This window comes from Pseudonocardia sp. P-1 (assembly GCF_058111925.1).
The window spans coordinates 779640-794080 of record NZ_CM176614.1 but is presented as its reverse complement, the minus strand read 5'-3'; the positions used below and the strand labels follow the sequence as shown (position 1 = coordinate 794080).

At 74.5% G+C, this 14441-nt stretch carries 12 protein-coding genes; 10 read left to right on the top strand and 2 right to left on the bottom strand.

The genetic code is table 11. The features are described 5' to 3' along the window. The first annotated feature begins 260 nt into the window (after positions 1–260). The gene (locus AC0GKK_RS03775; RefSeq protein ID WP_405417510.1) at positions 261–959 is read left to right on the top strand and encodes a hypothetical protein; all 699 of its coding nucleotides are present in this window, start codon (positions 261–263) and stop codon (positions 957–959) included. Positions 960–1010: 51 nt separating this feature from the next. On the opposite strand, the gene AC0GKK_RS03770 is transcribed toward AC0GKK_RS03775, so the two are convergent. Beyond that, on the bottom strand, positions 1011–1685 hold the full coding sequence (locus AC0GKK_RS03770; protein ID WP_405417507.1) for an MBL fold metallo-hydrolase: 675 nt from the start codon (positions 1683–1685) through the stop codon (positions 1011–1013). A gap of 368 nt (positions 1686–2053) precedes the next feature. Between AC0GKK_RS03770 and uvrA the strand changes: the two genes are divergently transcribed. The 7 genes from uvrA (at position 2054) to pheT (ending at position 11185) form a co-directional block, all read left to right on the top strand. Then, complete coding sequence (uvrA, locus tag AC0GKK_RS03765; RefSeq protein WP_489883978.1) at positions 2054–5056, top strand: excinuclease ABC subunit UvrA; 3003 nt, start codon at positions 2054–2056, stop codon at positions 5054–5056. A gap of 314 nt (positions 5057–5370) precedes the next feature. After that, positions 5371–5913: a translation initiation factor IF-3 gene (gene infC, locus AC0GKK_RS03760; protein ID WP_405421851.1), complete on the top strand. Its 543-nt coding sequence runs from the start codon at positions 5371–5373 to the stop codon at positions 5911–5913. A 94-nt stretch (positions 5914–6007) separates the two neighbouring features. Next, positions 6008–6202: a 50S ribosomal protein L35 gene (gene rpmI, locus AC0GKK_RS03755; RefSeq protein ID WP_020623393.1), complete on the top strand. Its 195-nt coding sequence runs from the start codon at positions 6008–6010 to the stop codon at positions 6200–6202. Positions 6203–6279: 77 nt separating this feature from the next. Then, entirely contained in the window at positions 6280–6663 is a 384-nt protein-coding gene (gene rplT / locus AC0GKK_RS03750; protein ID WP_020623392.1) for a 50S ribosomal protein L20, read from the top strand. A gap of 16 nt (positions 6664–6679) precedes the next feature. After that, the gene (locus tag AC0GKK_RS03745; RefSeq protein ID WP_062404719.1) at positions 6680–7546 is read left to right on the top strand and encodes a TrmH family RNA methyltransferase; all 867 of its coding nucleotides are present in this window, start codon (positions 6680–6682) and stop codon (positions 7544–7546) included. Positions 7547–7583: 37 nt separating this feature from the next. Continuing rightward, positions 7584–8639, top strand: coding sequence for a phenylalanine--tRNA ligase subunit alpha (gene pheS / locus AC0GKK_RS03740; protein WP_226356502.1), 1056 nt, complete (start codon positions 7584–7586; stop codon positions 8637–8639). Positions 8640–8677: 38 nt separating this feature from the next. After that, positions 8678–11185, top strand: a complete 2508-nt coding sequence (gene pheT, locus AC0GKK_RS03735) for a phenylalanine--tRNA ligase subunit beta (protein WP_489883171.1) — start codon at positions 8678–8680, stop codon at positions 11183–11185. A 39-nt stretch (positions 11186–11224) separates the two neighbouring features. Here the strand turns inward: pheT and AC0GKK_RS03730 are convergent, their stop codons facing one another. Further along, the gene (locus AC0GKK_RS03730; RefSeq protein WP_489883170.1) at positions 11225–12055 is read right to left on the bottom strand and encodes a hypothetical protein; all 831 of its coding nucleotides are present in this window, start codon (positions 12053–12055) and stop codon (positions 11225–11227) included. Between the two features lie 166 nt (positions 12056–12221). Between AC0GKK_RS03730 and argC the strand changes: the two genes are divergently transcribed. Both argC and argJ read left to right on the top strand, forming a co-directional pair. Beyond that, positions 12222–13256, top strand: a complete 1035-nt coding sequence (argC, locus tag AC0GKK_RS03725) for an N-acetyl-gamma-glutamyl-phosphate reductase (RefSeq protein WP_489883977.1) — start codon at positions 12222–12224, stop codon at positions 13254–13256. Beyond that, on the top strand, positions 13253–14425 hold the full coding sequence (gene argJ, locus AC0GKK_RS03720; protein WP_489883169.1) for a bifunctional glutamate N-acetyltransferase/amino-acid acetyltransferase ArgJ: 1173 nt from the start codon (positions 13253–13255) through the stop codon (positions 14423–14425). The genes argC and argJ overlap by 4 nt, the downstream gene beginning before the upstream one ends. Positions 14426–14441: the final 16 nt, after the last annotated feature.

Below are 14441 nucleotides of genomic sequence, written 5' to 3'. Positions count from 1 at the left end.
GCGGCGTCCCCGTCGCCGCGTCCGGTGAGTGGCCCGGGTTCGACGACGGCACCGCACCCGCTGACGGGCCCGGCGGCGGCGGTCGCGGGGCAGGTGGGTCGGGCCGCGGCCGGGCGAGTGGCCCGGCGCGTCCGGGAGCGGGCTCCGGGGACCGGTACCCGGCCGACCCGGCGCCCCGGCCCGGGCCAGGGTCGGGGACAGGGACGGAGCGGGCCGCCGGCACCGCCCGGTTCCCGGATGGTCCGGCGACGGAGCACCCCGTGGTCGGTCCCGGCCGGGAGCAGTGGCCGGTCCGCGGGGCGGGGCCGGGGTGGCGCCGCGCTCCCGCGGATGCCCGGCCGCTGCTCACCGTCGTCGACGCGACCGGGCTCGGGACGGCCGCGGCGCTGCGGCCCGCACTGGCCGGGCTGGCCCGGGTCCGGGACGCGGACGGGTTCCGCCCCGGCGGGCACGCCCTGTTACTCGTGCCGCTGTCCCGGGCCACCGGGGACCGGGCCCGGGGCAACCCGCTCGCGGTCGACCTGGAGCTCGCCCGGACGGCCGGTGCCGGGAACGGGGCGGTCGTCGTGGCCTGGTTCGTCGACGACGACGTCCGGGACGAGGTCGCCGTGCCGGCCGGCGCCTCGGGCCGCCCCGGCGGCTCCGGCAACGGCGCCGCGGCCCTGGCCGGGACGGCCTGGCGGACCGAGCTCGCCCGGCACCGGGATCCGCTCGCCGCGGCCCGCTGCCACGGCAGGCGGATCCGGATCCTGCTGGACGCCCCGGGCGTGCAGTCGGTCGCCGACCCGCCGCCCGCCGCCGTGCACGCCGCCGCGGGCGACCTGGATCCGGGCCTGGTCGTGACGGCGTGCCCGCTGGTCCGCCACGGTGACCGCACCACATGGGCCGGGCTGCCCGCCGTGGCGGCCGCGGTCGACCTGCGGCTCCGCGCGCTGCGCCGTCCCGGCCCGGCCGGCTGACCCGGAGCCCGGGGCCGTCACCGGCCCGGCCGTCGGGCCGTACGGTGTCGGCTACCAGCCGCGGGACTTCCACTCCGGCAGGTCAGGCCGCTGCTCGCCGAGCGTGGAGTCGTCCCCGTGGCCGGGGTAGAACCAGGTGTCGTCGGGCAGCACGTCGAACACCCGCTCCTCGAGGTCGCCGATGAGCTGTGCGTTGTCCTCCGCCGACCAGGTCTTCCCCGGCCCGCCCGGGAACAGGCTGTCCCCGGTGAACAGGTGCGGCCGGTCCTCCCCGCGGTAGAGCAGCGCCAGCGAGCCCGGCGTGTGCCCGCGCAGGTGGATGACCTCCAGCTCGATCTCGCCGAAGGTGATCGTGTCGCCGTGCTCGACGAACTCGTCCATCGGGGCCGGCAGCTCCGGGGCGTCCTGCGGGTGGGCGATCAGCCGCGGCTCGAACATGCCCGCGATCGCGCCGAGCGCCTGCCAGTGGTCGGCGTGGCGGTGGGTGGTGACCAGGTGACGCAGGTCCGGGCGCTCGTCGGCGGCGCCGACGAGGTCGGCGATGCGGGTCGGCTCGGCCGCCGCGTCGATCAGCAGCGCCTCGTTGCTCTGCTTGCACACGAGCAGGTAGGCGTTGTTGTCCATCTCGCCGACCGAGACCTTGCTGATGCTCAGGCGCTCGAGGTCGCGGCGGATGGCCGCGCCGCCGGGGTCGGTGTGACCGGTGTAGTTCTCCAGGACGTCCACGAGCGGGAGGGTAGCGGCCCGCACCGACATCCGGCGGTGGGGAGAACCCGCCGGTCGCACCCACGGGGCCGCTGACGGGTCGAACGGACGTGCGAGTACCGTGCGCTGCGGACCGACCGGCGCGTCCCGGTGTGCATCCACCGCGCCGGACCGCCTGCGGGGCCGGCTCGACGGGCTCGCCGTCGGTGGGTCGACCTAGCATCGGCGGCTGACGTGGGGACGAACCTCACCGGCCACAGGTGCCCGGTCGCGGAATGTCCCCAGCCCTGCGGGCGCTACGACCGGGTATCACCCGGACGGCACCGCCACCCCAGGAGGCGCGAAACGTGAGCGACCACAGCACCGACCGCCGCGACGCCGGCACCGCCCTGTCCCCGGGCGCGTCGCCGGTCCCGGACGGGCCGAAGCTGGTCGTGCGTGGCGCGCGCGAACACAACCTGCAGGGCATCGACATCGACCTGCCCCGCGACAGCATGATCGTCTTCACCGGGCTGTCCGGGTCCGGCAAGTCCAGCCTCGCGTTCGACACGATCTTCGCCGAGGGCCAGCGGCGCTACGTCGAGTCCCTCTCGGCCTACGCGCGCCAGTTCCTCGGGCAGATGGACAAGCCCGACGTCGACTTCATCGAGGGACTGTCCCCGGCGGTCTCGATCGACCAGAAGTCGACCAACCGCAACCCGCGGTCGACGGTCGGCACGATCACCGAGATCCACGACTACCTGCGGCTGCTCTACGCCCGCGCCGGCATCCCGCACTGCCCGACCTGCGGCGAGCGGATCGAGAAGCAGACCCCGCAGCAGATCGTCGACCAGGTCCTGGAGATGGAGCAGGGCAGCCGCTTCCAGGTGCTCGCGCCGGTCGTGCGCACTCGCAAGGGCGAGTTCGTCGACCTGTTCGGGAACCTGCAGGCGCAGGGCTACTCCCGCGTCCTCGTCGACGGCACGGTCCACCCGCTCTCGGCCCCCCCGAAGCTGAAGAAGCAGGAGAAGCACGACATCTCCGTCGTCGTCGACCGGCTCTCGGTGAAGGCGACCGCCAAGCAGCGCCTCACCGACTCGGTGGAGACCGCGCTGCGGCTGGCCGACGGCCTGGTCGTGCTGGACTTCGTGGACCTGCCCGACGACGACCCGCAGCGCGAGCGCCGCTTCTCCGAGAAGATGGCCTGCCCGAACGGGCACACCCTCGCCGTCGACGACCTCGAGCCCCGCACGTTCTCCTTCAACTCGCCCTACGGCGCCTGCCCGGCCTGCTCCGGCATCGGCATCAAGAAGGAGGTCGACCCCGAGCTGGTCGTCCCCGACCCGGACCTGTCCCTCGGCGACGGCGCGATCGCGCCCTGGTCGTCCGGGCACAACGCGGAGTACTTCGGCAGGCTGCTGTCCGGCCTGGCCGCCGCGGTCGGGTTCCGGATGGACACCCCCTGGCGCAAGCTGCCCGCCGCCGCCCAGAAGGCGGTCCTGCACGGCAGCGACGACCAGGTCCACGTGCGCTACCGCAACCGCTACGGCCGCGAGCGCTCGTACTACGCGAACTTCGAGGGCGTGATGCCGTTCCTCGAGCGCCGCCTGGAGCAGACCGAGTCCGAGTCGCAGCGGGAGCGCTACGAGGGCTACATGCGCGACATCCCCTGCCCCGCCTGCAACGGCGCCCGGCTGCGCCCCGAGGTGCTGTCGGTGACCCTGCCGCACCGCGACCTGGGGGAGCGGTCGATCGCGCAGGTGTCGAACATGTCGGTCGCCGAGTGCTCGCAGTTCCTGAACGGCATGGTCCTCGACGACCGGCAGGCCATGATCGCCGGCGCGGTGCTCAAGGAGGTGCAGGCCCGGCTGGGCTTCCTGCTCGACGTCGGGCTGGACTACCTGTCGCTGGACCGCGCCGCGGGCACGCTGTCCGGCGGCGAGGCGCAGCGCATCCGGCTGGCCACCCAGATCGGCTCCGGCCTGGTCGGGGTCCTCTACGTGCTCGACGAGCCGTCGATCGGGCTGCACCAGCGCGACAACCGGCGGCTGATCGACACGCTGACCCGGCTCAAGGAGCTGGGCAACACCCTGATCGTCGTCGAGCACGACGAGGACACCATTCGCGCCTCGGACTGGGCGGTGGACATCGGCCCCGGCGCCGGTGAGCACGGCGGCCGCGTCGTGCACTCCGGCACCATCGCCGACCTGGAGTCGCACGACACCTCACTGACCGGTGCCTACCTGTCCGGGCGCAAGTCGATCCCGCTGCCCGAGCGCCGCGCGCTCGACCACGACCGCAGGCTGACCATCGTCGGCGCCCGCGAGCACAACCTGCGCGGCATCGACGTCGACGTGCCGCTCGGCGGCCTGGTGTCGATCACCGGGGTGTCCGGGTCCGGCAAGTCGACACTGATCAACGACATCCTCGCCACGGTGCTGGCGAACCGGCTCAACGGCGCCCGCCAGGTGCCGGGCCGGCACACCCGTATCAACGGCATCGACGAGCTCGACAAGCTCGTCCGGGTCGACCAGTCGCCGATCGGGCGGACCCCGCGGTCCAATCCGGCGACCTACACCGGCGTGTGGGACAAGGTCCGCAAGCTGTTCGCCGCGACCACCGAGGCGAAGGTCCGCGGCTACGCCGAGGGCCGCTTCTCCTTCAACGTCAAGGGCGGCCGCTGCGAGGCGTGCACCGGCGACGGCACGATCAAGATCGAGATGAACTTCCTGCCGGACGTCTACGTCCCGTGCGAGGTCTGCAAGGGAGCCCGGTACAACCGGGAGACCCTCGAGGTCCACTACAAGGGCAAGACCGTCGCCGACGTCCTCGACATGCCGATCGAGGAGGCCGCCGAGTTCTTCGAGCCGATCACCTCGATCGCCCGCTACCTGCGGACCCTGGTCGACGTCGGCCTCGGCTACGTCCGGCTCGGGCAGCCCGCGCCGACGCTGTCCGGCGGTGAGGCCCAGCGCGTCAAGCTCGCCAGTGAGCTGCAGAAGCGCAGCAACGGCCGCACCGTCTACATCCTCGACGAGCCGACCACCGGTCTGCACTTCGAGGACATCCGCAAGCTCCTCGCCGTCATCCAGGGGCTGGCGGACAAGGGCAACACCGTGATCGTGATCGAGCACAACCTCGACGTCATCAAGACCTCGGACTGGGTCATCGACATGGGCCCGGAGGGCGGCTCGGGCGGCGGGACCGTGGTGGCCCAGGGGACGCCGGAGCAGATCGCGGCACACCCCGACAGCCACACCGGCCGGTTCCTGCGCGACCTGGTCACCCCGGACGACACACCGGTCAAGCCGGTCCGGCGGCGGACCTCGTCGTCGAACGGCAACGGCACCGCGGGCGCGGGGCGGCCGGCGACCGCACGGCGCAGCCGGGCCAAGGCCGCCAGCGCGGGCTGAGCCCGGCCCCAGCCAGGGGTCCGCGCAGGTCCCGGCCCGGACCCCGCGTTCCCGGCGCACCGGCAGCCTGTTACCCTCGGGAATGCGACCACCCGGGATCGCGTTGACACGTGTGTTCCGGGCGTCAAGTGGAGCCCCGCTCCCACCCGCGCCGTGATCGTAACGGTGTCCGGGTCCATGGTCCGGCTTCGCGGCGGCATTCTGTCGCGGGCCGATCAACGGGTCTTCGCTTGTCGTCGCCGGCAGCAGGTAGTAGCGACACAGCGAGTCACACAGGAGACCCCATCAGCACAGAGCCCCGCATCAACGACCGCATCCGCGTGCCCGAGGTCCGCCTCGTGGGCCCGAACGGCGAGCAGGTCGGGATCGTGCGCATCGAGGACGCCCTCAAGCTGGCCCAGGACGCCGACCTCGACCTCGTCGAGGTCGCCGGCCAGGCCCGCCCGCCGGTCTGCAAGCTCATGGACTACGGAAAGTTCAAGTACGAGAGCGCGCAGAAGGCCCGGGAGTCCCGGCGCAACCAGCAGCTCACCGTGATCAAGGAGCAGAAGCTCCGGCCGAAGATCGACAAGCACGACTACGAGACGAAGCGCGGTCACGTCATCCGCTTCCTCGAAGGCGGCAACAAGGTCAAGGTCACGATCATGTTCCGTGGTCGCGAGCAGTCGCGTCCCGAGCTGGGCTACCGCCTGCTCCAGCGCCTGGCCGAGGACATCGGTGACATGGCCGTCGTCGAGGCCGCTCCGAAACAGGACGGCCGCAACATGACGATGGTGCTGGCGCCGACCAAGAAGCCGGCGTCCCGCAAGACGACGGCGGCAGCCAGCTCCGACGCCCCGGCAGACGCCGAGGCGTGAGGTCCCGTGCCCGGCCGCAGCCGGGCACGGAACGGACACGCAGTACCCGCACCGACCCCCGGAACCTCGGGGGCCGACATCGAACGGATACGTCATGCCGAAGAACAAGACGCACAAGGGGACCGCGAAGCGCGTCCGCATCACCGGTGGCGGCAAGCTCATGCGCCAGCAGGCCGGGCTGCGGCACCGTCTCGAGGTCAAGTCGCGCAAGGAGAAGCGCGACCTGTCGGGCACCGTCGAGCTCGCCAAGGCCGATGTGAAGCGCGTCAAGAAGCTGCTCGGTCACTGACCTTCCGCCCCTTTCACGAACCCCGGCACGCCGTACCCCCATCGCGGTAGTGCCGGAGAAGCCCCAGGAGATACCCCATGGCACGCGTGAAGCGCTCCGTGAACGCCCAGAAGAAGCGCCGCACCACGCTGGAGTCGGCCGCCGGCTACCGCGGGCAGCGCTCGCGGCTGTACCGCAAGGCCAAGGAGCAGATGCTCCACTCGATGAACTACGCCTACCGGGACCGTCGTGCGCGCAAGGGCGACTTCCGGCAGCTGTGGATCACCCGCATCAACGCCGCGGCCCGCGCCAACGACATGACCTACAACCGGTTCATCCAGGGCCTCAAGGCCGCCGGTGTCGAGGTCGACCGCAAGAACCTCGCCGAGATCGCCGTCAGCGACCCGGCTGCCTTCGCCGCGCTCGTCGCGGTGGCGAAGGAGAACCTGCCGGTCGGCACCGAGCAGGGCTCCGCGGCCTGAGGTGACCCGAGGCGACATCGAGTCGCGCGGCGCCGGCGAGCGCTCCGCGGACTCCACGCCCGGTACCGAACGCACTCCCCGCGTTGCCGCAGCACGCAAGCTGTTGCGGCGCGCGGGGCGCGATCGGGCCGGGCGTTTCCTCGTGGAGGGCGCCCAGGCCGTCCGCGAGGCCCTCGCCGCCGTGACGGTGCACGAGCTGTTCGTCACCGCCGTCGCCGCCGAGCGCCACCCCGAGCTGGTCGAGGCCGCGGAGCGCTCCGGCGCCCGCGTGTCCCCGGTGACGGACAAGGCCGCCGCGGGTCTGTCCGAGACGGTCACCCCGCAGGGGATCGTCGCCGTCTGCGACCTGCTCGACGTCCCGGTCGCCACCGCGCTGGCCGGGGTCCCCGGATTCGTCACGGTCTGCGACGGCATCTCCGACCCCGGCAACGTCGGCACCGTGATCAGGGTCGCCGACGCGGCGGGCTGCGACGCGGTCCTCCTGGCGGGGGACACCGTCGACCCGCACAACGGCAAGGCCGTCCGGGCCTCCACCGGCAGCGTGTTCCACCTGCCGCTGGCCCGCGACCGGGACGCGCCCGCCGTCGTCGAGATGTGCCGCGCGGCCGGGCTGACCACGCTCGTCGCCGACGGGCACGGCGAGGTCGACCTGCACGACCCCGCCGTCACCCCGACCCTCGCCGGGCCCGTCGCCTGGATCCTCGGCAGCGAGGCGCACGGCCCGTCGGCCGAGGTGCACGCCGCCGCCGACCACCGGGTCCGCGTCCCGATCCACGGCCGCGCCGAGTCGCTGAACCTCGCCACCGCCGCGGCGATCTGCCTGTACGCGACGGTCGGGGCCCGCGCGGGCGTCGCCCCGCAGCTGTCCCCGGCGCGCGACTGAAACCGCCTCGCGGCCGCCCTCTACGATCGTGGGCACCATGAGTGAGAACGACACGGCGAGCCCTCTCGACCCGGATGCACTGAAGGCCGCGGTGGAGGCCGCCCGCACGGCGTTCGACGAGGCGGGCGACCTCGACGCGCTGGCCGCGGCGAAGCCCGCGCACCTCGGCGACCGCGCCCCGATCCCGATGGCCCGCCGGTCGCTCGGGCAGCTGCCCGGCCCCGAGCGCGCCGACGCCGGCAAGCGGGTCAACGCCGCCCGCGTGGAGGCCCAGGCCGCGTTCGACGCGCGCCGCGAGGTCCTGCTCGTCGAGCGCGACGCCCGGGTGCTGGCCGAGGAGGCCGTCGACGTCACGCTGCCCTGGGACCGTCGCCCGCGCGGCGCGCGCCACCCCATCACACAGCTGTCCGAGCGGATCGCCGACATCTTCGTCGGGATGGGCTGGGAGGTCGCGGAGGGTCCCGAGGTCGAGGCGTCGTGGCTGAACTTCGACGCGCTCAACTTCGGCAAGGACCACCCCGCCCGCACCATGCAGGACACCTTCTACCTGGGTGACCCCGAGCGCGGGCAGGACTCGGGCACGGTGCTGCGCACGCACACCTCGCCGGTCCAGGTCCGGTCGCTGCTGGAGCGCGAGCTGCCGGTCTACGTGGCCTGCCCCGGCCGGACCTTCCGCACCGACGAGCTCGACGCCACCCACACCCCGGTGTTCCACCAGGTCGAGGGCCTCGCCGTCGACCGCGGGCTGACCATGGCCCACCTCAAGGGGACGCTCGACGCGTTCGCCCGCGCGGTGTTCGGCCCGGAGGCCGGCACCCGGATGCGGCCGTCGTACTTCCCGTTCACCGAGCCCTCGGCCGAGGTGGACCTGTGGTTCCCGCAGAAGAAGGGCGGCCCCGGCTGGGTCGAGTGGGGCGGTTGCGGCATGGTCAACCCCAACGTCCTGCGCGCCTGCGGCGTCGACACCGACGTCTACTCCGGTTTCGCGTTCGGCATGGGCATCGAGCGGACCCTGATGTTCCGCAACGGCATCCCGGACATGCGGGACATGGTCGAGGGCGACGTGCGCTTCTCGACCGCGTTCGGCGTCTGACCCGGCCCACCCCGCTTCCACACGAGGAGTTCTGAGCAGTGCGAGTGTCCGCGTCCTGGCTCGCCCGGCACATCGACCCGGCGGCGCTGCCCGCCGGTCCCGAGGCGATCGGCGACGCCTTCGTCCGCGTCGGGCTGGAGGTCGAGGAGATCCACCCGGCCCCCGCGGTCACCGGGCCGGTCACGGTCGCCCGGGTGGAGGAGATCGAGGAGCTCACCGGGTTCAAGAAGCCGATCCGGTACTGCCGGGTGGGCTTCGAGGGGCAGCGCCACCGCTACGTGGTGTGCGGCGCCCGCAACTTCGCGGTCGGCGACCTCGTCGTCGTCACCGAGCCGGGTGCGGTGCTGCCCGGTGACTTCGCGATCGCCCAGCGCACGACCTACGGCAAGGTCTCCGACGGCATGATCGCCTCGGCGAAGGAGCTCGGCCTCGGCGCCGAGAGCGGCGGCATCCTCGTGCTGCCGCCCGGCACCGCCGAGCCCGGCGACGACGCCCTCGACGTCCTCGGCCTGTCCGAGCCCGTCGTCGAGCTGGCCGTCACCCCGGACCGGGGCTACTGCTTCGCCGTCCGCGGTCTCGCCCGCGAGCTCGCGACCTCGCTCGACGCCGACTACACCGACCCGGTCACCCGGGTCACCGTCCCGGACACCACCGGCGACGCGTGGCCGGTGCGGCTCGCCGACACCGATGCCTGCCCGCGGTTCGTCGCCCGCCGGGTGGACGGCGTCGACCCGGCCGCGCCCAGCCCCTGGTGGATGCAGCGCGCGCTTCTCTCGGCCGGGATGCGGCCGATCTCGCTGATCGTCGACGTCACCAACTTCGTGATGCTCGACCTCGGCCAGCCGCTGCACGCCTACGACGCGACCCGCCTGACCGGCGCCATCGAGGTCCGCCGCGCGACGACGGGGGAGAAGCTGCAGACCCTCGACGGCCACACCCGTGCGCTGGACACCGACGACCTGCTCATCACCGACGACTCCGGCCCGATCGGGCTCGCCGGTGTCATGGGCGGCGCGTCCACCGAGATCCCCGCGCCGGGGGACCTCGCCGACGGCGCCCGGGTCGACGTGCTGCTGGAGGCCGCGCACTTCTCCCCACCGGTGATCGCGCGCGCCGCGCGCCGGCACAAGCTGCCCAGCGAGGCGTCCAAGCGGTTCGAGCGGGTGGTGGACCCGGCGCTGCCGCCGGTCGCGGCCGAGCGCGCCGCGCAGCTGCTCGTCGAGCTCGGCGGCGGGACCCTCGCCGACGGCCGCACCGACGCCGGCGGGGTCCCCGCCGTCGCGAGCGTGCGGATGCCGCTGTCGATGCCCGACCGTGTCGCCGGCGTCGACTACCCGCGCGGGGCCACCGTGCGCCGCCTGACCCAGGTCGGCTGCGCCGTCTCGCTGGACACCGGTGCCGGCGGCGAGGGCGTCGTCGTCGCGACCCCGCCGACCTGGCGCCCGGATCTCACCATGGCCGCCGACCTCGTGGAGGAGGTGCTGCGCCTGGAGGGCTACGACGCCATCCCCTCCGTGCTGCCCACCGCCCCGGCCGGCCGTGGTCTGACCGCCGCCCAGCGGCGCCGCCGCGCGGTGTCGCGCGCGCTGGCCGAGGCCGGCCACGTCGAGGTGCTGCCGTTCCTGTTCGTCTCCGACGCCGTCTGGGACGACCTGGGCCTGCCCGCCGACGACGAGCGCCGCCGCACCGTGGCCGTCACCAACCCGCTCGACGCCGAGCGGTCCCGGCTCACGACGACCCTGCTCCCCGGGCTGCTGGACATGCTGGTGCGCAACCGTTCCCGCGGCGCCGAGGACCTCGCGCTGTACGCGATCGCGCAGGTGGTGCAGCCGGGGGAGAGCACCCCCGCGATGCCCGACCCGGCCGTGACCGGCCGTCCGTCCGACGCCGAGTACGCCGCCCTGCGCGCCGCGCTGCCCGACCAGCCCGTCCACGTCGGGGTCGTCCTCGCCGGGAACCGCGAGCCGCGCGGCTGGTGGGGCCGGGGCCGTCCCGCCGCCTGGTCCGACGCCGTCGAGGCGGCCCGGCTGACCGGTGCCGCCGCCGGGGTGGAGCTGCGGCCGCGTCGCGCCGAGCGGGCGCCGTGGCACCCGGGCCGGTGCGCGGAGCTCGTCGTCGCGGGCACCGACACCGTCGTCGGGTACGCCGGGGAGCTGCACCCCAAGGTCGTCGAGGCGCTGGGGCTGCCGGCCCGCACCGCCGCGGCCGAGATCGACCTCGACGCGGTCCCGCTGCGGGAGAACCTGCCCGTGCCGCGGGTGTCGGCGTTCCCGCCGGTCGCCGTGGACGTCGCGCTGGTCGCCGACGAGACGGTCCCGGCCGCGGACCTCGCCGACGCGCTCACCGCGGGCGCGGGGGAGCTGCTGGAGTCGGTGCGGCTGTTCGACGTCTACACCGGCGACCAGGTCGGACAGGGCCGCCGCTCGCTGGCGTTCTCGCTGCGCCTGCGCGCCGCGGACCGCACGCTGACCAGCGAGGAGGCGAACGCCGCGCGGGACGCGGCGGTCGCCGAGGCCACCGCCCGGCACGGAGCCGCGCTGCGCTGACCCCGGTCCGCGGCGGGCCCGCGCCGGGCCACGGCCGGCTCAGCGCGGGGCCGCCGCGACGGCGGCGACCGCGGCGGCCCGCCACCGGTCGCGGGACGGTGTCCGCCCCGCGACCGCCACCGTCACCAGGTACCGGGCGGTGGCCAGCTGCAGGGTCGGCCCGGCGACGGTGTCGAGCACCGTCGCCGAGGTCCCCGCCGGGAGTCCGGTCACCGCGCTGCCGTGCCGTGCGCCGGCGACGTAGCCGGCCGGCGTGCTCCGGTTCGTCGTGTACACGTTGACCGACACCGTCACGCCGTCGGCGAGCGCGAAGCAGGCCCGGGTGCGGGTCCCGTCGGTGCGGGTGACGACGGCGTTCGTCGCCGGCGCGACCGGCGGCCCGCCCAGCAGCCCGGTCAGCGCCGCCCGGTCGAGCAGGCACTCGTCGGCCACCACGTCCGAGGTCAGCGGGGCCGGAGCGGCCGGAGAGGCGGGCCGGGCCGTGGAGCGCGCCGTACCCGGGGAGGGCCGGACCCGGCCGTCCGGGACACGGGACGCGCCGTCCCCGACCGGCACCGGCGGCACCGTGCGCGCCACACCGGCCCCGCCGTCGGGCGGACCGGACGGGACCCCGGACGGGTGCGGCACCGGGACGGGCGGGACCGTCGCCGTCGGGCGGCCGTCGGTGGTCGGGGCGGCGAGCGGCCCGCTCGACAGCGGCCCCGGCACCGTGAACGACGTCGGCGGCCGTCGCGTGGGCTCCACCGGCGCCGCCCCGGACGACGGCAGCGCGGGTCCCTGCCCCGTCGGCCACGGCGTCCCGGACACGGTCGACGCGCACCCGCCGAGCAGCCCCGCGAGCACCGCCGCGACGGCCGCCGTGCGCGCCACCGACCGTCCCCGTGCGGGCGCTCCCGCGCCCGGTCCCACCCCGCGTGTCACCCGTCGCCGCACCCGCGGGAAACTAGGCGTCGCATGCGGCCGCCGGGCCGGTTCCGCACCGGCCGGTCGCGATCGTGAATCCCGATTGCATGGCTTTCCGGGGAAGTGCATACTCATCCACGTGGTACGCATCGCAGTGGCGGGAGCCAGTGGCTACGCCGGGGGAGAGCTCCTCCGGCTGCTGCTCGCACATCCCGAGGTGGAGATCGGCGCCCTCACGGCCGGCGGGAACGCGGGGACGCGTCTGGGCGAGCACCAGCCGCACCTGACCCCGCTCGCGGACCGCGTCCTGGGCGAGAGCACGGCGGAGAACCTCGCCGGACACGACGCGGTGTTCCTCGCACTCCCGCACGGCAGGTCCGCGGAACTGGCGGCCCGGCTGGGGCCGGACACGCTCGTCGTGGACTGCGGGGCGGACCACCGCCTCACCGACCCGGCCGCCTGGGACCGCTGGTACGGCGGCGAGCACGCCGGGCACTGGCCCTACGGGCTGCCCGAGCTGCCCGGTGCCCGGGCCGCGCTGACCGGCACCCGTCGCGTCGCGGTGCCGGGCTGCTACCCGACCGGCACCAGCCTCGCGCTGGTCCCGGCCCTGGTCGCCGGCCTGGTCGCCCCCGAGGTCGTGATCACCGCGGTCACCGGCACCTCCGGCGCGGGCAAGTCGCCCAAGCCGCACCTGCTGGGCGCGGAGGTCATGGGGTCGCTGTCGGCGTACGGCGTCGGCGGCGTGCACCGGCACACCCCGGAGATCGCACAGAACCTGTCCACCGCGCTCGGCTCTCCCGTGTCGGTGAGCTTCACCCCGGTGCTCGCGCCGCTGCCGCGCGGCATCCTCGCCTCCTGCTCCGCCCCGCTGGCCGACCCGGCGACCGACGCCGAGGCGGTCCGGGCGGTCTACGAGAAGGCCTACGCCGACGAGCCGTTCGTGCGGCTGCTGCCCGAGGGCCAGTGGCCCACCACGGCGCAGACCCTCGGCTCCAACATGGTCGCGCTGCAGGTCACCGTCGACGTCGACGCCGCCCGGCTGGTCGTCGTCTCCGCGATCGACAACCTCACCAAGGGCACTGCGGGCGGCGCCGTCCAGTGCATGAACCTGGCCCTCGGTCTGCCCGAGACCACCGGCCTGCCGACGACGGGAGTGGCGCCGTGAGCGTGACCGCAGCCCAGGGCTTCCGGGCCGCCGGGATCGCCGCCGGGATCAAGAAGTCCGGGAGGGCCGACCTGGCGCTCGTCGTCAACGACGGCCCGCGCGCCGAGGCCGCCGGGGTCTTCACCCGCAACAAGGTCAAGGCCGCCCCCGTCCTCTGGTCCCAGCAGGTGCTGACCACCGGCTCGCTGCGCGCGGTCGTCCTCAACTCCGGCGGGGCGAACGCCTGCACCGGCGCCGAGGGCTTCCAGGTCGCGCACGCCACCGCGGAGCAGGTCGCCGAGGTGGTCGGCTGCGGCGCGATCGACGTCGCCGTGTGCTCCACCGGCCTGATCGGTGAGCAGCTCCCGCGGGAGACCGTGCTGGCGGGGGTCCGGTCGGCCGCCGCGGAGCTGGCGTCCGGGCCCGAGGCCGGTTCCGCCGTCGCCGCCGCGATCATGACGACCGACACCGTCCCGAAGGAGTCCGTGGTGACCGACCCGGCGGGCTGGACCGTCGGGGGCACCACCAAGGGCGCCGGGATGATCTCCCCGTCGATGGCGACCATGCTCAGCGTGCTCACCACCGACGCCGTCCTCGACCGGGCGACGCTCGACGCCGCGCTGCGCGAGGCGGTCCGCTACAGCTTCGACCGGCTCGACGTCGACGGCTCGATGTCCACCAACGACACCGTGCTGGTGCTGGCCTCCGGCGCGTCCGGCGTCGAGGCCGACCCGGCGGTGTTCACCGCCGCGCTCACCCGCGTGTGCCGCGACCTCGCCGAGCAGATGCAGGCCGACGCCGAGGGCGTCACCAAGCGGATCACCGTGCGGGTCACCGGCGCCGCCTCCGAGGACGACGCGGTCACCGTCGCCCGCACGATCGCCCGCGACTCCCTGGTCAAGACCGCGATGTTCGGGTCCGACCCGAACTGGGGCCGGGTCGCGGCCTCCGCCGGGTACGCCGACGCCGAGATCGACCCCGAGCGACTCGACGTCACGATCAACGGCGTGCTGCTGTGCAAGGGCGCCGTCGTCGCCGGGGACCGGGCCGACTGCGACCTGTCCGGGAAGGACGTGCTGATCGAGGTCGAGCTGGGCCTGTCCGGCGGGGCCGACGGGCACACCGCCGAGATCCGGACCACCGACCTGTCGCACGCCTACGTGGAGGAGAACAGTGCCTACTCCTCCTGAGCCGGTCGCCCCGGAC

Coding starts and splice junctions, on each gene's coding strand:
- pheS (WP_226356502.1), top strand. CDS start 7,584: ATGAGTGAGAACGACACGGCGAGCCCTCTCGACCCGGATGCACTGAAG.
- rplT (WP_020623392.1), top strand. CDS start 6,280: ATGGCACGCGTGAAGCGCTCCGTGAACGCCCAGAAGAAGCGCCGCACC.
- rpmI (WP_020623393.1), top strand. CDS start 6,008: ATGCCGAAGAACAAGACGCACAAGGGGACCGCGAAGCGCGTCCGCATC.